Source organism: Mycoplana sp. MJR14 (assembly GCF_029210525.1).
Taxonomy (GTDB): Bacteria; Pseudomonadota; Alphaproteobacteria; order Rhizobiales; family Rhizobiaceae; genus Mycoplana.
Window position 1 is genome coordinate 334054 of record NZ_JARGEO010000005.1, and the last position, 19180, is coordinate 353233.

18 protein-coding genes are annotated in these 19180 nt (G+C 66.0%); 4 read left to right on the forward strand and 14 right to left on the reverse strand.

Annotated features, from left to right (window positions below; all coding sequences use genetic code 11):
- Positions 1–30 precede the first annotated feature (30 nt).
- From P0086_RS14840 to P0086_RS14855, 4 genes are all read right to left on the reverse strand, one after another.
- A complete protein-coding gene (locus P0086_RS14840; RefSeq protein WP_148179292.1) occupies positions 31–579 on the reverse strand; it encodes a sarcosine oxidase subunit gamma in 549 nt (182 codons plus the stop codon).
- Complete coding sequence (locus P0086_RS14845; RefSeq protein WP_275786839.1) at positions 572–3565, reverse strand: sarcosine oxidase subunit alpha; 2994 nt, start codon at positions 3563–3565, stop codon at positions 572–574. The genes P0086_RS14840 and P0086_RS14845 overlap by 8 nt, the downstream gene beginning before the upstream one ends.
- On the reverse strand, positions 3562–3906 hold the full coding sequence (locus P0086_RS14850; RefSeq protein ID WP_275786842.1) for a sarcosine oxidase subunit delta: 345 nt from the start codon (positions 3904–3906) through the stop codon (positions 3562–3564). The genes P0086_RS14845 and P0086_RS14850 overlap by 4 nt, the downstream gene beginning before the upstream one ends.
- A 64-nt stretch (positions 3907–3970) precedes the next feature.
- Positions 3971–5224 carry a sarcosine oxidase subunit beta family protein gene (locus tag P0086_RS14855; RefSeq protein WP_112593625.1) on the reverse strand — a complete coding sequence of 418 codons (1254 nt, stop codon included), beginning with the start codon at positions 5222–5224 and terminating at the stop codon, positions 3971–3973.
- A gap of 325 nt (positions 5225–5549) precedes the next feature.
- Here P0086_RS14855 and rpsU point away from each other — a divergent pair, with 325 nt between their 5' ends.
- Positions 5550–5777 (forward strand): 30S ribosomal protein S21, encoded by a 228-nt coding sequence (rpsU, locus tag P0086_RS14860; protein WP_097137118.1) that lies wholly within the window; start codon positions 5550–5552, stop codon positions 5775–5777.
- 300 nt (positions 5778–6077) lie between these two features.
- The gene (locus tag P0086_RS14865; protein WP_148191421.1) at positions 6078–6965 is read left to right on the forward strand and encodes a tetratricopeptide repeat protein; all 888 of its coding nucleotides are present in this window, start codon (positions 6078–6080) and stop codon (positions 6963–6965) included.
- A 188-nt stretch (positions 6966–7153) separates the two neighbouring features.
- Here the strand turns inward: P0086_RS14865 and P0086_RS14870 are convergent, their stop codons facing one another.
- The 6 genes from P0086_RS14870 to P0086_RS14895 form a co-directional block, all read right to left on the reverse strand.
- The gene (locus P0086_RS14870) at positions 7154–8551 is read right to left on the reverse strand and encodes an NAD(P)(+) transhydrogenase (Re/Si-specific) subunit beta (RefSeq protein ID WP_112593623.1); all 1398 of its coding nucleotides are present in this window, start codon (positions 8549–8551) and stop codon (positions 7154–7156) included.
- A 10-nt stretch (positions 8552–8561) separates the two neighbouring features.
- Positions 8562–8972: a proton-translocating transhydrogenase family protein gene (locus tag P0086_RS14875; RefSeq protein ID WP_112593622.1), complete on the reverse strand. Its 411-nt coding sequence runs from the start codon at positions 8970–8972 to the stop codon at positions 8562–8564.
- Positions 8972–10123, reverse strand: a complete 1152-nt coding sequence (locus P0086_RS14880; protein WP_275786847.1) for a Re/Si-specific NAD(P)(+) transhydrogenase subunit alpha — start codon at positions 10121–10123, stop codon at positions 8972–8974. Before P0086_RS14880 ends, P0086_RS14875 begins: the two co-directional genes overlap by 1 nt.
- Before the next feature lie 84 nt (positions 10124–10207).
- Positions 10208–10432, reverse strand: coding sequence for an aa3-type cytochrome c oxidase subunit IV (locus tag P0086_RS14885; protein WP_112593620.1), 225 nt, complete (start codon positions 10430–10432; stop codon positions 10208–10210).
- 200 nt (positions 10433–10632) lie between these two features.
- Positions 10633–11352, reverse strand: coding sequence for a hypothetical protein (locus tag P0086_RS14890; protein WP_275786851.1), 720 nt, complete (start codon positions 11350–11352; stop codon positions 10633–10635).
- A 204-nt stretch (positions 11353–11556) separates the two neighbouring features.
- Positions 11557–13869, reverse strand: coding sequence for an EAL domain-containing protein (locus tag P0086_RS14895; RefSeq protein ID WP_112608624.1), 2313 nt, complete (start codon positions 13867–13869; stop codon positions 11557–11559).
- A gap of 500 nt (positions 13870–14369) precedes the next feature.
- On the opposite strand from P0086_RS14895, the gene P0086_RS14900 reads away from it, so the two are divergent.
- On the forward strand, positions 14370–15149 hold the full coding sequence (locus P0086_RS14900; protein WP_112600787.1) for a gamma-glutamyl-gamma-aminobutyrate hydrolase family protein: 780 nt from the start codon (positions 14370–14372) through the stop codon (positions 15147–15149).
- 9 nt (positions 15150–15158) lie between these two features.
- Here the strand turns inward: P0086_RS14900 and P0086_RS14905 are convergent, their stop codons facing one another.
- From P0086_RS14905 to P0086_RS14920, 4 genes are all read right to left on the reverse strand, one after another.
- Entirely contained in the window at positions 15159–15575 is a 417-nt protein-coding gene (locus tag P0086_RS14905) for a hypothetical protein (protein WP_275786856.1), read from the reverse strand.
- Between the two features lie 96 nt (positions 15576–15671).
- Positions 15672–16631 (reverse strand): 2-hydroxyacid dehydrogenase, encoded by a 960-nt coding sequence (locus tag P0086_RS14910; RefSeq protein WP_275786858.1) that lies wholly within the window; start codon positions 16629–16631, stop codon positions 15672–15674.
- A 28-nt stretch (positions 16632–16659) separates the two neighbouring features.
- Entirely contained in the window at positions 16660–17691 is a 1032-nt protein-coding gene (locus P0086_RS14915; RefSeq protein WP_112593614.1) for a LacI family DNA-binding transcriptional regulator, read from the reverse strand.
- A 53-nt stretch (positions 17692–17744) separates the two neighbouring features.
- Complete coding sequence (locus P0086_RS14920) at positions 17745–18266, reverse strand: MarR family transcriptional regulator (RefSeq protein WP_112593613.1); 522 nt, start codon at positions 18264–18266, stop codon at positions 17745–17747.
- A 95-nt stretch (positions 18267–18361) separates the two neighbouring features.
- Here P0086_RS14920 and P0086_RS14925 point away from each other — a divergent pair, with 95 nt between their 5' ends.
- Positions 18362–19156, forward strand: coding sequence for a creatininase family protein (locus P0086_RS14925; RefSeq protein ID WP_275786863.1), 795 nt, complete (start codon positions 18362–18364; stop codon positions 19154–19156).
- The last annotated feature ends 24 nt before the right edge of the window (positions 19157–19180 follow it).

Genomic DNA, 19180 nt, shown 5'->3' on the forward strand with positions numbered 1-19180 from the left:
CGGACTTCTGCAATTCCATGAAGACGCTATTTACAGCCCCGCGTCTTCCGCCCCTTCAGCCAGCAGCGCGAACGCATAGGGCGCGAAGGAGCGCCAGCATTCCACCCGATACTCCTGCTCGCCGGTGCGGAAGATCACCACTTCGATCTTGCCGAGCACCGTGCGCGCGCAGGCGCCGACCGGGAAGACTTTCGGCGAGAGATCATGCGGGCTGCCGCTCGCGATCGCCTCCGCAGCCTTGGTTCCGGCGACGAGCACGGCCGTGTTGCGGTGGGAGATGTCGACCGCCGAGTGCAGGACCGCCGCCTTCGCGGCAAGCGCTGTCAGATCCGCACCGCTTTCGTCGATCACCAGCCACTCGTCCGGCCCGAGCCACAGCGCATGGCGACCATTTAAGGAGGCCGACGTCTTCGGCTTCGTCGGCAGGTCGAGGCCGAGCGCCTTCGACAGCGCGGGTACGGCATCGGCGCCGGCCCTCAGCGACAGGCGCGTGGCCGGGCCGGCCGCGGTGACATGGGCTGCGGCAGAGCCGCCATGGAAGCCGCCCAGCGGCGCCTTGCGGAGCGATTGTTCAGCCATTGAGGCGAACTCCTTCCTTGTCGATGAACACCATGTCCGTGACCTCGACCGCGATGGTGCGGTCCGGCATCGGCACGTAGAGGGTCTGGCCCATGCGGCCCTGGCCGCCCTGCACAAGGGCAAACGCGATCGAATGGCCGCAGTTTTCCGACCAGTAGGCCGAGGTGACATGGCCGATCATCTTCATCGGCACCGGCTGGTTCGGATCGGCGACGATCTGCGCCCCCTCCTCCAGCACCACCTTCGGATCCTTGGTCTTCAGGCCGACGAGCTGCTTGCGTCCTTCCTTCACGAGGTCCGGGCGCTTCAGGCCGCGGATGCCGACGAAATCGGTCTTCTTCTTGGATACCGCCCAGGCAAGACCCGCGTCGTATGGCGTCACCGTGCCGTCCGTATCCTGGCCGACGATGATGTAGCCCTTTTCGGCGCGGAGCACGTGCATGGTCTCGGTGCCGTAGGCGCAGGCGCCGAGCGCCTCCGCACGGGCCCAGATCGCTTCCCACACCGCCTGGCCGTAGTCGGCCGGAACGTTGACCTCAAAACCCGCCTCACCGGTAAACGACATGCGGAACAGCCGGGTCGGCACGCCGCAGATTTTGCCCTCGCGCACGCTCATGTGCGGGAAGGCCTCGTTGGAAACGTCGATCCCCTCCACGAGCGGTGCAATGATCTCGCGCGCCTTCGGCCCCTGGACCGCGATCACCGCCCATTGCTCGGTGGTCGACGTCAGCCACACCTTCAGGTGCGGGAACTCGGTCTGGAGGTAGTCCTCCATGTGGTTCATCACCCGCGGCGCGCCGCCGGTGGTGGTGGTGACGTGGAAGCGGTCCTCGGCGATGCGGCCGACGACACCGTCGTCATAAATGAAGCCGTCCTCGCGCAGCATGATGCCGTAGCGGCAGCGGCCGGGCTTCAGCGTATCCCAGGCGTTGGTGTACATCAGGTTCAGGAACGCGGCCGCGTCCGGGCCGACCACCTCGATCTTGCCGAGCGTCGAGGCGTCGAATACGCCAGCGACCTCGCGCACCGTCCTGCACTCGCGGTCGACCGCCTCGTGCATGGTCTCGCCGGCGCGCGGATAGTACCAGGCGCGCTTCCAGTTGCCGACGTCCTCGAAGACGGCCCCGTGCGCCGCCTCCCAGGCGTGCATCGGCGTCTTGCGGGCCGGGTCGAACAGATCGCCGCGCGAGTGGTTGATGATCGTGCCGAAGGTCACCGGCGTGTAGGGCGCACGGAACGTGGTGAGCCCGACCTTGGGGATTTCGCGACCCAGCGTCTCGGCGGCGATCGCCAGCCCGTGCAGGTTGGAAAGCTTGCCTTGGTCGGTCGCCATGCCGTTGGTGGTGAAGCGCTTGATGTGCTCGATCGAGTGCATGCCCTCGCGCACGGCGAGGCGGATGTCCTTGGCGCAGACGTCGTTCTGGAAGTCGATGAACGCCTTGACATTGGTGTCGGCGCCCGCGCCTTCCGCCGCCCCGGCCATGCCGCCGGTCCATTCGAAGGCGTTTTCGCCGTGCAGATGGACCTTCCCGCCGCCGTCATTGCCGGTGGCCCGGGCCATCAGTTCGCCGGCAGCGAGCGCTTCCTCGATCGTCGCCTGCAGGCCGCCCGTGCCGTTGCAGGCGCCCACGGACAGGCAGTCCTGCGCATAGGTGCCGGGCAGGAACTGGCCGGTCTCGGCATTGTAGGCGACCTTGCCGCGCGACTGCGAGAACAGGTGCACCGACGGCGTCCAGCCGGCCGAGGTCAGAAGCGCGTCGACCGTGATCGTCCGCTTGCCGCCGCCGCCGTTGCGCATGACGATGATCGACGAGACGCGGCGATGGCCCTTGGTGTCGATCACCGAATGGCCGGTGAGCACCTCGATGCCGTGGTTGCGCGCCTCGTTCAGGACGGCATCGCCCGGCTTGGCGCGGCTGTCGACGATCGCCGCGATCTGCACGCCGGCACGCTTCAGGTCGAACGCCGCCTCGTAGGCCGAATCGTTGGCCGTGTAGATGGCGACCTTCCTGCCGACGGCGACGCCGAAGTGGTTGAGATAGGTCCGCGCGGCCGAGGCGAGCATGATGCCCGGACGGTCGTTGTTGCCGAACACCATGTGGCGCTCGATCGCGCCGGTAGCAAGGATGACCCGCTTGGCGCGCACCTGCCACAGCCGCTCGCGCGGCGCCTTCCGGTCGGGCCGGGCGATGTGGTCGGTCACCCGCTCGACGAGGCCGACGAAGTTGTGGTTGTAGTAGCCGAACGCCGTCGTGCGCGTCAGCACCGTGACGTTCTCCATCGCCGCGAGCCTGGCTGCCGCGGCCTGTGCCCAGGCGAAACCGTCCTTGCCGTCGATGGTGACGGAGCGGTCGTAGTGCAGCGCGCCGCCCACTTCCGCCTGTTCGTCGCAGAGGATGACCCGCGCTCCGGTCGCAGCCGCGGCAAGCGCCGCCGACAGGCCGGCGACGCCGGCGCCGACGACGAGCACGTCGCAGGTGGCATAGCGGTTCGCGTAGTGGTCCGGGTCGTCCTCCGTCGGCGCGGTGCCGAGGCCTGCCGCGCGACGGATGAAGGGCTCGTAGACCTTCTCCCAGGCAGCCTTCGGCCACATGAAGGTCTTGTAGTAGAAGCCGGCGGCGAAGAAGGGCGACAGGAGGTTGTTGAACCCGCCAACGTCGAAGGAGAGCGACGGCCAGCGGTTCTGCGAGGTGGCCTTCATGCCGTCGAACACCTCCTGCACCGTTGCGCGGACGTTCGGCTGGCGGCGGGCGGCGTCGCGGGCGACGTCGATCAGCGCGTTCGGCTCCTCGGGACCGGCGGAGACGATGCCGCGCGGGCGATGGTACTTGAACGACCGACCGACTAGGTGGACGCCGTTGGCGAGCAACGCCGAGGCGACGGTGTCGCCCTCCAGCGCCTCGTAGCTCTTTCCGTCGAAGGAAAAACGCGTGGTTCTGGCAGGCGTCAGGCGGCCCTGACCGGCAATGCGATTGGCGCCGCTCATTTCGCAGTCCCTTCCGTGGCTTCGTAGGTTTCGACCGTCTTCTCCGTGGCGGGCGAGATGCCGGGAAGGTCGGGTTTCGGTTCGCCGGCCTTGTAGCTGGCGTAGAACTTGTCGCTGACGGTGTCGCGTGCCGCATTGAAGAAGCGGCCGCAGCCGTGGACATGGCGCCAGCGCTCGAAGATGAGGCCCTTCGGGTTGTCGCGCAGGAAGAAGAATTCCTCGAATTCCTCGTCGCTGATGTCGGCGATGTTGGTGGGCCTTGCGATGTGCGCGTCGCCGCCGTGGCGGAACTCGAGCTCGGAGCGATCTTCCTCGCAATAGGGGCAATGGATCAGTAGCATGCGGTCTCTCCTGTCCCGCGCCGGCGGCCGCAATCGGGTTGCCGGACGCGCGGGGAAAATGGGTTCAGTGCGCCACCGCGGCGGCCGCGGCCTCGTCGATCAGGCGGCCGGTGCGGAACCGGTCGAGCGTCAGGCCGGCGGCGAGCCGGTGCGGCTCGCCCCTGGCGATCAGATGGGCGAAGAGATGCGCCGATCCCGGCGTCGCCTTGAAGCCGCCGGTGCCCCAGCCGCAGTTGACGAACAGGTTCTTCACCGGCGTGACACCCTGGATGGCCGAACGGTCCGGGGTGTTGTCGGTGATGCCGCCCCACTGGCGCATCATCTTGACGCGACGGAACATCGGGAAGAGCTCGCAGATCGCGTCGAGCGTATGGGTGATGATCTGCAGGCCGCCGGTCTGGGAGTAGGAATTGTACTGGTCCGTGCCCGCGCCGATGACCAGTTCGCCCTTGTCCGACTGCGAGATATAGGCATGCACCGTGTTGGACATGACCACGCAGGGGAAGATCGGCTTCATCGGCTCGGAGACGAGCGCCTGCAGCGGCACCGAATGCAGCGGCACCCGCACGTCCGCCATCGACATGATCACCGAGTTGTGGCCGGAGGCGGATACGGCGATCTTCTTGGCGCCGATGAACCCGCGCGACGTCTCGACGCCGGTGACGGCCCCGTCCGGGCCGCGGCGGATGCCCTTGACCTCGCAGTTCTGGATGATGTGGACGCCCCGGTCGGAGGCGGCGCGCGCATAGCCCCAGGCGACCGCGTCGTGCCGCGCGGTCCCGCCGCGGCGCTGAAGGGCGGCGCCGTTGATCGGGTAGCGGGCGGTGGCCGAGATGTCGAGCGGCGGGCAGAACGCCTTCGCCTGCTCCGGCGTCAGCCACTCGTTGTCGATGCCGTGCAGGCGGTTGGCATGGATGTGACGCTTGAACGACTGCCGGTCATGGATGTTGTGCGACAGCATCATCACGCCGCGCGGCGAGTACATGACGTTGTAGTTGAGCTCCTGGCTCAGCCCTTCCCAGAGCTTGAGCGAGTGCTCGTAGATGTCCATGCTCTCGTCGTAGAGATAGTTGGAGCGGATGATGGTGGTGTTGCGGCCGGTGTTGCCGCCGCCGAGCCAGCCCTTCTCGATCACCGCGACATTGGTGATGCCATGCTCCTTGGCCAGGTAGTAGGCCGCACCCAGTCCATGGCCGCCGCCGCCGACGATGATGACGTCGTATTCCTGGCGCGGCTCGGGGGAAACCCATTGCGGCTCCCATCCCTTGTGGCCGCGCAGCGCCTCGCGTGCGACGGCGAAGACCGAATATTTGCGCATCCGCCTTACTCCGTATGTCGGGGTCATTTCCGTGTGGTGGATAGAAAGCAAATCTGGCAAAGTTACAACGTTTTCTTTGCGACGCATTCCGGCGCGCCTTGTGCCGCATGCGACATCCCGCAAGGGACCGAATGTCGCAGGCCTGCGCGCCTGCCCAACCCGGCTATTTTTGCACCGCTTTCGGCCGAACCGTCTGGACTTCGCCGCGGCGATCTGGTATCCGAGCAGCCAATCGCACGCCTTCCGGGCTGCGAAACGATATATGTATTGCCTCGTTGACCTGATGCCCCGAGGCGTTCAACACAAACAAAGGAACGGGATACTCGTGCAGGTACTAGTCCGCGATAACAACGTCGATCAGGCGCTCCGCGCTCTCAAGAAGAAGATGCAGCGCGAAGGTATCTTCCGCGAAATGAAGATGCGGGACTACTACGAAAAGCCGTCTCAGAAGCGCGCCCGCGAGAAGGCCGAAGCCGTTCGTCGCGTTCGCAAGCTGGCCCGCAAGCGCGCCCAGCGCGAGGGCCTGGTCAGCGGCGGCCGTACGGCTCGCTGATCCGTCGTTTTTTCGACGTTTTCGGATGCAAGGTCTGGCGGTGGCGAAGCGATTGCCACCGCCTTTTTTGATGCGCCGGGAGTGATCTCCGAGGGCAGGTGCATCGAGCGGCTCCGCCGGGTGTCGGGTCGCTCTGCGTCCGCAAGGCCGGACGCGAGGGGACAGCGGTTGTCGCTGAAGGAACGCGAGGCGTTCCGCGCGTTGCCCGCTGCGCGCGCCACAAAAGTGGCGGGTCGCATTCCGGCAGACGGATGCAATATTGGCGCAGAGGCGCCTTGGTTGAGGGACGTTATCTTGAAAATGGCAGCTTTTACGGGACAGACGAGTTTCGCGCTGAAGAACCTTGCTCCCGTCTCGCAATTCCGCCGGCCCGCGGCCGCAGCGCTCTTCTCCATCATCGCCGCCGCCTCGCTCAGCGCCTGCCAGGGCACCGGCGCCAGCACCGACGTGATTCGCGTCGAGCGTGCCCAGGGCTCCACCGAGAACATCTCCTCGCTGTCGAGCGTGATCGCGGCGAACCCGCAGGATCCCGAAAGCTACAACGTCCGCGGATCGGCCTACGGCCGCGCCGGCGAATACCGCAAGGCGGTCGAGGACTTCAACCGGGCGATCGAGCTCAACCCGCGCTTCTACCAGGCCTATGCCAACCGCGCCCTGGTCCAGCGCAGCCTCGGCCGGCAAGCCGAAGCCGCCGCCGACTACAACATGGCGCTGCAGATCAACCCGAACTACGACGTCGCCTATATCGGCCGCGGCAATCTCTACCGCCAGGCCGGCCGGGTCGACGAGGCCTTCAACGATTTCAACAAGGCGATCAGCCTCGATACGACCGATCCGCGCGCCTATCACAACCGCGGCCTGATCTACCAGCGCCGCGGCCAGCACGGCCCGGCGATCGAGGACTTCTCCAAGGCGATCTCGCTGTCGCCGAGTTCGGCGGAGCCCTACAACGGCCGCGGCCTCTCCTATGCCGCCCAGGGCGACGACGACAACGCCTTCGCCGACTTCAACACCGCCATCAACCTCGACGGCAACAACGCCGAATCCTGGACGAACCAGGCGCTGATCTACGAGCGCCGCGGCGACATGGCCAAGGCTGCGAAGTCCTATTCGCATGCGGTGCGCCTCGATCCGAAGTACCAGCCGGCCAAGGACGGCGTCGCCCGCACGCGCGGCGGGGCCGCCTGACAAGGCGCTCCACCCCTTCGCGTCCATCTCTATGATACGCCCGGAGAACAGCCCGTTCTCCGGGCGTTTTCATGCCCGAGAATGATCGTACGGCCGCCCAGCGCCGCCGACGGTGCTTCGCATCCGTCACAAACAGAAATGCCCGCCGGAAGGGCGGGCATCTGTGGAAGGGCTGCTGCCCCTCGTCGTCAGTGGTTCATCGCCTTGACGATGTCTTCGGTCATCTTCTTGGCGTCGCCGAGCAGCATCATCGTGCCGTCCTTGTAGAACAGCGTGTTGTCGATGCCGGCATAGCCCGAGCCGAGCGAGCGCTTGACGAACAGGCAGGTCTTGGCCTTGTCGACGTCGAGGATCGGCATGCCGTAGATCGGCGAGGACTTGTCGTCGCGGGCGGCCGGATTGGTGACGTCGTTGGCGCCGATGACATAGGCGACGTCGGCCTGGGCGAACTCGGAATTGATGTCCTCCAGCTCGAACACCTCGTCATAGGGCACGTTCGCCTCGGCGAGCAGCACGTTCATGTGGCCGGGCATGCGGCCGGCGACGGGGTGGATCGCGTACTTCACCTCGACGCCGTTCGCCTTCAGCTTGTCGCCGAGCTCGCGCAGCGCATGCTGCGCCTGCGCCACCGCCATGCCGTAGCCCGGCACGATGATGACCTTCGACGCGTTCGCCATCAGGAAGGCCGCGTCGTCGGCGGAGCCCTGCTTGACGGTGCGCTGGACGCCGTCGTCGGCAGCCGCCGCCGTCTCCCCGCCGAAGCCGCCGAGGATGACCGAGATGAAGGAGCGGTTCATCCCCTTGCACATGATGTAGGACAGGATCGCGCCCGACGAGCCGACCAGCGCGCCGGTGATGATCAGCGCCAGGTTGCCGAGGGTGAAGCCGATGCCGGCGGCCGCCCAGCCCGAGTAGGAGTTGAGCATCGACACGACGACGGGCATGTCCGCCCCGCCGATCGGCACGATGATCAGGACGCCGAGCGCCAGCGCCAGAACGACGATCGCCCAGAAGTCGAAATGGCTCTCGCTGACCGCAAGCCCGAAGATGAAGAAGACGATCAGCACCAGCAGCGCCGCGTTGATCATGTGCCGGTAGGGCAGCAGGATCGGCTTTCCGGACATGCGCCCGTCGAGCTTGAGGAAGGCGATGATCGAGCCGGTGAACGTGATCGCGCCGATGGCGACGCCGAGCGCCATTTCGACCAGCGCCTGGCCGTGAATGGAGCCGACCTCGCCGATCCCGAAGGCGGACGGCGAGTAGAGCGCGGCCGCGGCCACGAGCACGGCGGCAAGCCCGACCAGCGAGTGGAAGCCGGCGACGAGCTGCGGCATCGACGTCATCGGGATCGAGCGGGCGATGTAGGCCCCTGCCCCGCCGCCGATGGCAAGGCCGAGCACGATCAGCATAAGCCCGCCGAAGGACGGCGTGGCAAGCAGCAGCGTGGTGACGATGGCGATCGCCATGCCGGCCATGCCGAGCATGTTGCCGCGGCGGCTGCTGGTCGGATGCGACAGGCCGCGCAGCGCCATGATGAACAGCACGCCGGAGACGAGATAGAGGAAGGCAGCAATATTGGATGACATCAGCGCGACCTCACTTCTCTTTCTTCTTGTACATCGCCAGCATGCGCTGGGTGACGAGGAAGCCGCCGAAGATGTTCACGGAAGCGAGGATCAGGGCGATGAAGCCGAAGCCGGTGGCGACGCCGGACAGCGAAATGCCGACCGCGAGCAGCGCACCGACGACGATGACCGACGAGATCGCGTTGGTCACCGCCATCAGCGGCGTGTGCAGCGCAGGCGTCACCGACCAGACGACATAGTAGCCGACGAAGATCGACAGCACGAAGATCGCCAGCTGGAACACGAACGGATCGATCGCGCCGCCGGTGGCGCCGTGTGCCGCCGCACCCGCAGCCTCCGGTACGTACTCGGCGGCCGCGCGGACCGCCTCCACCGCCCGCTCGAGATCGGCGATCGCCTTGTCCAGAAGTTCGTTTGCCATCATGCGCCTCCCTTGCTGTCGGCCGCCGCAAAGTTCGGGTGAACCACCGCGCCGCCGTGCGTCAGCATCGTCGCCTTCACCAGTTCGTCCTCGGGATCGACGCGGAACGCCTTGCTGTCCTTGTTGACGAGGGTTTCCAGGAACGTGACGAGGTTCTTGGCATAGAGCAGCGAGGCCGAGGCGGCGATCCGGCCCGGCACGTTGAGATAGCCGATGACCTTCACGCCCTCGACGTCGGCGACCTTGCCGGGCTCCGCCCCCTCAATGTTGCCGCCGCGTTCGACCGCAAGGTCGACGGCGATCGAACCGGACCGCATGCTCTTCAGCATGTCGCGCGAGACGAGCTTCGGCGCCGGCCGGCCGGGGATCAGCGCGGTGGTGATGACGATGTCCTGCTTGGCGATGTGGTCCGCCACCAGCGCCGCCTGCTTGGCCTGGTATTCCTTCGACATTTCCTTGGCATAGCCGCCGGCCGTCTCGGCCGCCTTGAACTCCTCGTCCTCGACGGCGATGAACTTGGCGCCGAGCGAGGCGACCTGTTCCTTGGCCGCCGGCCGGACGTCGGTCGCGGTGACGGCAGCCCCGAGGCGCCTTGCGGTGGCGATCGCCTGAAGGCCCGCAACGCCGGCACCCATCACGAAGACCTTTGCCGCCGGGACGGTGCCGGCTGCGGTCATCATCATCGGCATCGCCCGGTCGAACTCGGCCGCGGCATCGATCACCGCCTGGTAGCCGGCGAGATTGGCCTGCGACGACAGCACGTCCATCGATTGCGCGCGGGTGATGCGCGGCATCAGCTCCATGGCAAACGTGGTCAGGCCGGCCTTCGCCATCCCCGCCAGCGCCTTGTCGTTGCCGTACGGATCCATGATCGCAATCACGATCGCACCGGACTTGTAGGTCTTGATTTCCGCCGCAGTCGGCCGGCGCACCTTCAGCACCACGTCGGCGCCCTTGGCGTCGGCCGCAGCGCCGATCGTGGCGCCCGCCGCACTGAAATCGGCATCGGAAATGCGCGATGCCGTCCCGGCCCCCGCTTCGACGATGACGTCGAAGCCCAGGGCCTTCATTTTCTTCACCGTCTCGACCGATGCCGCGACACGGCTTTCCGCGGGATCGGTTTCCCGCGCTACGAATACTACCTCACCCACGCCAATCCTCCCCCGAGTCGGCCGCGTCAAATCCCCCCGACGTCCCGCAAGGGACGCCGCGCCTGCCTTTCCGAAAAGGGAACGCTAGCGGAGGAGAACGAAGCCGAGAACGTTGAGAACGATCAGCAGGATCAGGGCGGAAAAGAAGCCCGCGCCGGTGAAGAAGCCGGCGGCCATGGCGATCAGGAGCGTGATGCAGAACATCGTGCCGTATTTCGTCGCGCCGATGAAGAACTTGTAGGTCTTCTCGTGCTCGGAGTAGTCCATCGGAGCACCCGTCTCGATCGGCCCGGAATGATGTTCAGCCATGCTGTCGTCTCCTGTCTGCTCGCGTCCGACGCTGCGGCGCCGGTTCGCCTCCTCGTTGTGCCAGGGCCAGCCGCCGCGCCGCTGCCTCCTGCACAAACTCCACCGTCTCTGGCCTTACACAAAGGCTGGCGAAAGCGCAACGCGCAACCGCGGAATATCCGAAGGCCGGAGGCGGTTTGGGAGCGGAAAAAACGACGCGGTCAGCCGGTGATGTTCGCCGGGCTGATCTGGATCCGGCTCGAGCCGAAATGGGCGAGCCGCGCCGTCGGCCGGACGGTCAGCGGATCGCCGCTGCGGTCGAACATCATCCGCCGCTCGAACGGCTCCGACTTGAAGAACGGGAAGCGCTCGTAGAGCTTCGGCAGGACCCCCTTCACGCGCGTCGCCATCAGCATCAGGTCGATGATGAACTTGCCCTGATTGCTCTTCGGCGAGGCGACGAAGTCCGCGTCGAACACGCGCTTGTAGAAGGCCGCATGCGCCGGCTTGACCATCTGCAGGCAGCGGTCGGTCTGGAAATAGTCGGTCGCCATGGTGGCGAGCCTCAGCGTCAGGTAGGGAATGGCCGGCATTTCGCTCCAGATCTCCGGATCGGCGGCGAGCCGCACCGGATCGATCAGCGTCATGCCGGCGTCGAGGAAGGCGGTGATCTCGTCGGGAAACACCTTGCCGGACGAGGTGACGCGGTGCTCCGGCGTGACGTGGTGCAGGCGGACCGTCGAGATCAGCCGTTCCTCGTAGTAGATGCCGAAGACATAGGCGTGGCTGTCGAAGTCGACCTCGTCGATCAGAAGCGGCGAGTCGTCGCCCAGATGCATGACCGCACCGGCCTTGTAGGCCTTGTAGCGGATGCGGGCGACCTCTTCCATGTCCTCGCCGGTCTCGACGCGTCGATACTCTACCTGGTCGAGAAGTTGCATGAGCTTGTCTGAAAATCGATTGGTCGCCGATTGCACGCTGGGCATGAAACACAAATCCCCGATTGAGTAGCCGCGGTTGCCGCACCGCCGCGCTACACTCAACCATTTCGGTCAATTTGTGTAAATTACCAATTATTAACGTTAACAGCAATTAACCATCTTGTTGAAAATCAATGTATTAGCAACTTCTGCAGTAAGGGGATGTCAGGCGACGTGCCGCCCGCTCTTGGCGCGGTTGCTGGCAGCCTTGCGGGCGAGCGCCTGGGTCAGGTCGATGATGGCGGCGTTCGACATCGGTGCGGCGAAGACGTAGCCCTGGATCAGGTCGGCACAGTTGTACTTGTTGATGAGCGCCAGCTGTTCCCGGGTCTCGACGCCCTCGACGACGATCTTCAGGCCGAGCTCGCGCGACAGGTTGACGGTGCCGCGCAACAGCTTGAAGCGCCGCGCGTCCTCGCTGATGTTGCGGACGAAGGAGCGATCGATCTTGATCAGGTCGAGCGGCAGCGCATCCAGGTAGCTGAGGCTGGAATAGCCCGTGCCGAAATCGTCGATGGCGATCGTGATCCCCCGCGCGCGCAGTTCCTGCAGCACCGCCTGGACCTTGACCGGCTCCTCCATCAGGCAGCTCTCGGTGACCTCCAGATGCAGCCGCGACGGCTTCAGCCCCGCCTTCAGCAGCGCGTCCGTGACGACGCCGACGATCTCGGAATTGCGCAGGTCCTGGACCGACAGGTTGACCGACACGCCCATGTGCTCGGGCCAGCTGACGCAGTCGACGCAGGCGCGCTCGATGATGCGGCGGGTGATGTCGGAGACGATCCCCATTTCCTCGGCGATCTGGATGAACACGGTCGGCGGGATCGGACCGCGCTCGGGATGCGTCCAGCGCGCCAGCGCCTCGCAGCAGGCGATGCGCGATCCGTCGGGCAGGAACATCGGCTGGTAGGCGATCGACAGCTCGTTGTTCGCCACCGCCTCGCGCAGGTCCAGCTTCAGCTTCTGCCGCTCGAGGTAGCGCGCGTCCATCTCCTCCTCGAAGGCCGTGAAGCCGCCCTTCACCCGAGACTTGGTCTCGAACAGGGCGAGGTCGGCCTTGATCTGCATGTCCTCCATGCGGAAGTCGTCGCTCTCGCAGAGCACGGCGCCGGCGCTGAGCGAGACGCGAAACGTCGTGCCCGCCAGTTCGTAGGCGCCCTGCACCTGCTGGTGCAGGCGGCGCATCCGCTCTTCCAGATCCTTGCGGTTGTTCTCGTTGGGAAAGAACAGGATGAACTCGTCACCCATCAGGTGGCCGGCGACGGCGCGGTCGCCCGCAACCTTGCGGATGCGCTCGGCGATCATGCACAGGAGCCGGTCGCCGGTGACGTGGCCCTTGACGTCGTTGACGTGCTTGAACTCGTCCACGTCGAGCACCAGGAAGCCGACCGTGCCCGGCCGCTTGCGTTCGGCCAGCGCGTGCTGGACCAGGTCGCCGAAGTAGGCGCGGTTCGGCAGCCCCGTCAGGCTGTTGTAGCGGATCATGTGCAGGATCTTGTTTTCGGCGCGCATGCGGGCCGTCACGTCCTCGAAGATCAGCACGGCACCGCCGCTCTCGCGCTGGCTGGCGGTGAATTCGAGGTAGAAGTCGTCCGTCACCTGCACGAGCGCGCGGGAGCGCTGGCCGCGCAACAGCTCGTCCAGCTTCTGCAGCATCGCCTTGCTCTGGTCGGCGTTGAGGAAGGTGCTGCGCACGCCGTATCGCAGCACGACGTCGAGGTGGCAGTCCTTCAGGCGCTCCTTGTCCCCGAGCTGGAGAAGCTCGCAGGCGCGCCGGTTGGCCACCAGGATGCGGTGGTCGGCGTCCAGCATCAGCAGGCCGTGCGGCATGTTGTTGAGCGCCGCGTCGAACCGGTCGGCGATCGTCGTGATCTCCCGCGTCGCCAGCGCCGCCTTCTCCAGGAAGCTGCGCACGCCGTTGGCCATCATCCGCGTCGTCAGGCTGAACGGCAGGATGAGCAGGGCCAGCACCGCGTGGTAGAAGTCCTGCAGCCCGAGAAACCCCACCACCATCGGAAAGCAGGCGCAGAAGGTCATGTAGTCGACCGCCCGGCGCGAGCCGCAGTTGCGGCCGACGACCGAGACCATGGTGGCGAGCGTCACCGAGATCGTCGCAAGCTCGGCGAAGCTGTCGCGGCTGATCAAGAGGCTGTAGCCGCTCGCCGTGCCGAGCACGAGCGTGGTTCCCACCGCACCGGTGTTGTACCAGTTCTCCCAGTAGCGGATACCGTCGTTGTCGAGCCTGGATTGGTCGACGCGGTCGAAGCGGCGCATGCCGGTGGCACGCAGCGACCAGACGAGAACGATGGCGGCGGCACAGGCGAGGAAGAAGGGATCGGCCGTCTTGGCGTAGACGAACGCGAACGTCACCACATGAGAGATCATGCCGACGAACAACGTTTGACGGTTTCCGTAAAGCGAGCTGACGAACGACAGGTACACATCCGTCGGCAGCGTGCTCTGACCTCGATCCTTCATGGACTCGGCGCTCCCATTGACGGGCGAGGGTTACCGGCGAAATTTTAATGAATGATTTCGCGAGATTATTCTATTGCAGGGGGGAATGCACTGAAATTCCGCTACCCTGCCGTTGATGGGGACAATGAACTCAACCTAATCTTGCAGATGGCCTTCTTAAGTTGTATCGGCGCAACCCTGCATAGACGAGCGATGCAAAATGGCGCCAGGGTTTGGCGGCGTTGCGCGTCAATTGCATCACGTTCTTTTCAACCGGATGCGTCGAATTCGCGAATCAGGGTTAGCCGGAACATAATGGCCGACGGCAAGATTTTGCCCCCGCCTGAGCGCGTGATCACCCCCAACCATGGTGGGGAATTGACTGGAACGCATTTTCCCGGCAAAGCCTTGGAGGCGAAGCGCGGCGGCGGATGCGCGAAGAAGCCCGCCGCCTCGGCAGGCGAACGGGGCGCTGCGGTGCCGGACGCCTGCCGCGCCCCAAACCTCGGAGTTCCTACATCATGCCGAAACCTGTCGTCGCCATCCCTGCGGACATCCGCGAAATCGAAGGCAACGTCTGGCAGGCCACGCCCAATCAATACGTGCGCGCCGCCGTCAAGGGCGCGGGCGTCATCCCGCTCCTGGTCCCCGCGCTGGAGACCGGGCACGATTTCGACGAGATCCTCGACCGCGTCGATGGCGTGCTGGTCAGCGGCTCGCGCACCAACGTCCATCCCTCCCACTACGGTCGCGAGGCGACGGAGGCGGACGGCCCCTTCGACCTCGCGCGGGATGCGACCTCGCTGCCGCTCATCCGGCGCGCGCTGGAGCGCGGCATCCCGGTGCTCGCCATCTGCCGCGGGCTGCAGGAACTCAACGTCGCACTTGGGGGGACGCTCGCCAACGAGATCCAGGAGATCCCGGGCAACTGGGACCATCGCAAGCCCGACACCACCGATCTCGACGTCGCTTACGGCATCCGCCAAGACGTCATCGTCAAGGAGGGCAGCTGTCTTGCCTCCGTGATCGGCGCCGGCACCGTTCGGGTGAACTCCCTGCATCGCCAGGCGATCTCGACGGCCGCGCCGCGGCTCGCCGTCGAAGCGGTCGCCGAGGACGGAACGGTGGAGGCGGTTTCGGTGATCGGGTCGAAGGCGTTCGCCGTCGGCGTGCAGTGGCATCCGGAATACTGGGTGGGCTCCGACGAACCGTCGAACAACCTCTTCAAGGCATACGGCCAGGCGGTCCGCGACTATGCGGCGTCGAAGCAGCCTTCCGCCTACCGCCAGGCCGCCGGCTGAGCCGACCGCCTATTCCGCCATGCGCAGGGTGATGATTGCGCCCGACGGATCGATCACCTCGTACAGTCCGTCCGTTTCGGCGAGCGTCAGGATGGCATCCCCCGACGCGTTTGCGACGATCACGGTGCCGTCTCCCGCCTCGGTCCAGGTCGAGGCATGCGACAGGCCCAGCCAGACCTCCTCGCAGGCGGCGGATGCGGTCATGCGCATGCTGTGATGGGTCATCCGCTCGCCGCGGGTCAGTTGGCAGTCGGCCCTGGTCTCGACGTTGGAGACCAGGAAGGCAAGGCCGCCGGCCGCCCCGGCGCCCTTGGGGATCGAACCGGAGACCACGGGATCGACGTCCGGAGATCGTGTCCCACCGAGCGACCACACACCGGCCAGAAGGACGATTGCACCTGTGGCCATCATGGTCCGCTTTCGCATGGGGCTTTCTCCGAAAATCGTGCGATTCGAAAAGCATGCGCTTGCAAACTTGCCGATAGCTTAACGGGAAGCCACGGCATCGCCGGGCTCGCCGCCCTATCCGACCGGCGTTTCGGGAACCGGCGTCAGCGGCCTGCCCGACCTGAACCAGGAAAGCAGGTTGTCGGCGACGAGATCGGCCATCGCATCGCGCGTGGCCACCGAGGCCGACGCAACGTGCGGCAGAAGGCAGGTATTCGGGGCCCTGAGCAGGGCGCCCGGGACATGCGGCTCGTCCTGGAAGACGTCGAGACCGGCAGCAGCGATCGTGCCCGCTTCCAGGGCTGTGGCCAGCGCATCCTCGTCCACGGTCCAGCCGCGCCCGACATTGATCAGCACGCCATCCGGGCCGAGCGCGGCAAGGACTTCGGCATCGATCGTCTTGTAGGTTTCCGGCGTCTTCGGAACGATCGCGATCATCGTGTCCACCGCTTCGGCCATGCCGATGAGCGTCGGATGGTACTGGTAGGGCGCATCCGCGCGCCGCTGGCGCGTGTGATAGGAGATGGTCACGCCAAAGCCCTCCAGCCGCCGGGCGATCTCAAGGCCGATGCGGCCGAGACCATAGAGGCCCACCGAGCGCCCGCGCAGGGACAGCTTCGACAGCGGAAACGGTCCGCTGCGCTCCCAGCGCCCTTCCCTCAGCCAGGCTTCGGCTTCCGGGAAGCGCCGGATGGTGTTCAGCAGCAGCGCGATCGCGGTATCGGCCACCTCGTCGTTGAGAACGTCCGGCGTGTTGGTGACGACGATCCCGAGCGCGGCAGCCGCCCGGACGTCGACGCCGTCGTAGCCCACCCCGAAATTGGCGATGATCTCGAGCTTCGGCAGGCAGGCGATGGCCTGCGCATCGAAGCTGCCCGTCACCGCGACGCCGCGGATGCTGTCGGCGACGTCGGGCGAAAGCTTGCCGGGCTCCAGCGGGGCATTGCAGCGCACCAGTTCGACGTCCCCATCAAGCCGTTCGGCGACGCGTTCGCGCACCTTTCCAACGATCAGAACCTTCGGCTTCTCCTGCATGGTCGTCCTGCCTCGATGTCGTTCGCGTTCAGTGGTCGTGACCGTGATGCCGCAGCGGCCCGGTGGACTGGCGAATGCGCATCTCCGGCTTGATCAGGTGGATGCCGTCGGGCTCGTGGCTGCCGGACAGCTTGTCCAGCAGCGCCCGGGCGGCGCTGCGGCCGACTTCCGACTGGCCGTTCCAGACGGTCGTCAGCGAGGGCGTCGCGATCGACGCCTCCTCCAGATCGTCGTAGCCCGTCACCGAGACGTCGCGGCCCGGCACCAGACCGGCGCGGGCGATGCCGTTCATCAGTCCGATCGCGACGAGGTCGTTCCAGCAGACCGCCGCCGTCGGTTTCTGCGGCAGGGACAGGAAATTGACGGCGGCCTCGAAGCCGCCCTGCTTGGAGCGCGGGCCGGGAATGCGCAATGCCGGATCGACGTCGATGTTGGCCTTGCGCAGCGCGTTGACGTAGCCCTGATAGCGGTCGCGCCCCGTCGACGTCTGGTCGGTGCCCCCGACCATGGCGATGACCCGATGGCCGAGCCCGATCAGGTGGTTGGTCGCAAGCGAGATGCCGTAGCTGTCGTCGCCGCGGAAGATCGGCACGTCCAGCCCCTCGATCGAGCGGGCGATCAGGATCGCCGGCATGCCGTTGTCCTCGGCGAGCAGGATGTCCTCCGGCGGCGTGCCGATCGCCGGCGACATGATCACCCCGTCGCCGCCGAGTTGCAGCAGCGTCTCGATGAAGTTGCGCTGCTTCTCCACCGAATCGTAGTGGTTGGAGAGGATGAACGTCTGGCGGTCGCGGTCGAGCTCGCTCTCGATCGACTTCAGGATCTCGCCGTAGAACGGGTTCATGATGTCGTGCACGACGACGCCGATGATGCCGGATCTGGAGGTGCGCAGGCTGGCGGCGCGGCGGTTGTAGATATAGCCGAGCGCGCGTGCCTGTTCCTTGATCCGGTCGCGCGTCGAAAGCGCCACGAGCGGGCTGTCCCGCAAGGCCAGCGAAACCGTGGCGGTGGAAACTCCGAGCGTTTCCGCGATCGTGGACAATTTGACCTTCTGCGCCATGCCCCTCCCCATAGTTCTTGTCGCAGGCCGTTTAAACCGTTTATTTAAACTATTTAAAATTCCTCCGCAACCGTCTTGTCGCCGTCCTGCACGATGACGCCGCGCAGGTTGCCGTCCACGCTGCGCAGCAGTTTCAGCAAGGTGCGAACCTCCTTCTCGCTCAGGCCTTCGAGCGCCTGTCGCTCGCTGAGGTCGCAGGCCCGGGCGATCGTTTCGAGCGATGCCCGGCCGGCGCTGGTCAGGTCCACCACCGTCAGGCGGCCGTCCGTCGTGTCCGGCCGGCGCTCGACGAAGCCCTGCGCCTCCAGCCTGCCGATCGTTCGCGTCATGGTCGGCGCCTTCACGCCGAGGCGAGCGGCAAGCGCGCCGGCGGTCATTCCGCCGGCCTCGGCGAGCGCCAGCATGACGCCGTCCTGGCCCGCATAGAGCCCGCTCGACAGGAGATTGCGGGACAGCACCGTGCGGATGGAGCGCGCCGCCTGGACGATGGCGCTGGAGACGTCGGCCGGCCCGATCGCGGCATGTTCCTTCTTCTTGGACTTTTCCTTCTTCTCTTCCTTCTTTTTCTTGCCCATGGGGCCTCCCGATCTTGCTTCGCCGCCGTCACCTTGTATGACAGAGGCGACCCGTTGACGACAAGACTTGCGCAAGACATGAAATGGCGAGCCCGATGACGTTCCGACCCGCGCGACGCTGGCAGGACAATGATCCGGCCCTGCCAGAGACTGCGCGCGCACACTGGATCGCGGTGCTTCCGCTCGGCGCCCATGAAGGGCATGGGCCCCACCTCCCCTTCGAGACGGACTGGCTGATCGCCGACGCGATCGTCGACCGCCTTGTCGCAACCCTTCCCGCCGATCTGCCCGTCACCTTCCTGCCGACCGAGAAGATCGGCTATTCCCCCGAGCATCTGGACGTGCCGGGCACGCAATCGCTCGGCTGGGACGAAGCCGTGCGGCGCTGGCTCGGCATCGCCGCCGACCTCGCCGGGCAGGGTGTGCACAAGTTCGTCATGCTGAACGCCCATGGCGGCAATTCGCCGCTGATGACGATCGTGGCGACCGAGGCGCGCGTGCGCCTCGACATGCTGGCGGTGGCGACGAGCTGGACCCGCTTCGGCCAGCCGGACGGCTGGATCGCGCCGGAGGACAAGGCGATAGACATCCACGGCGGCGACATCGAGACCTCGGTGATGCTGGCGATCCACCCGGAACTGGTCCGCCTCGACAAGGTCGAGCGGTTCTCCTCCCGCCAGTCCGATCTCGCCCGCGACTTTCGGTACCTGCGCGCTTATGGCCCCCACGCCTTCGGCTGGAAGATGTCGGACCTCAACGTCAAGGGCGCCGCCGGCGATGCAAGGAAAGCGACGGCCGAACGCGGCGAGCAACTGCTGGCCCACGCCACCGCCGGCCTCGTCGAACTGCTGCAGGACGTGCACGCCTTCGACGCGGCCACGCTGCGCTGACGCGTCAATCGTCCACGCGGCGCA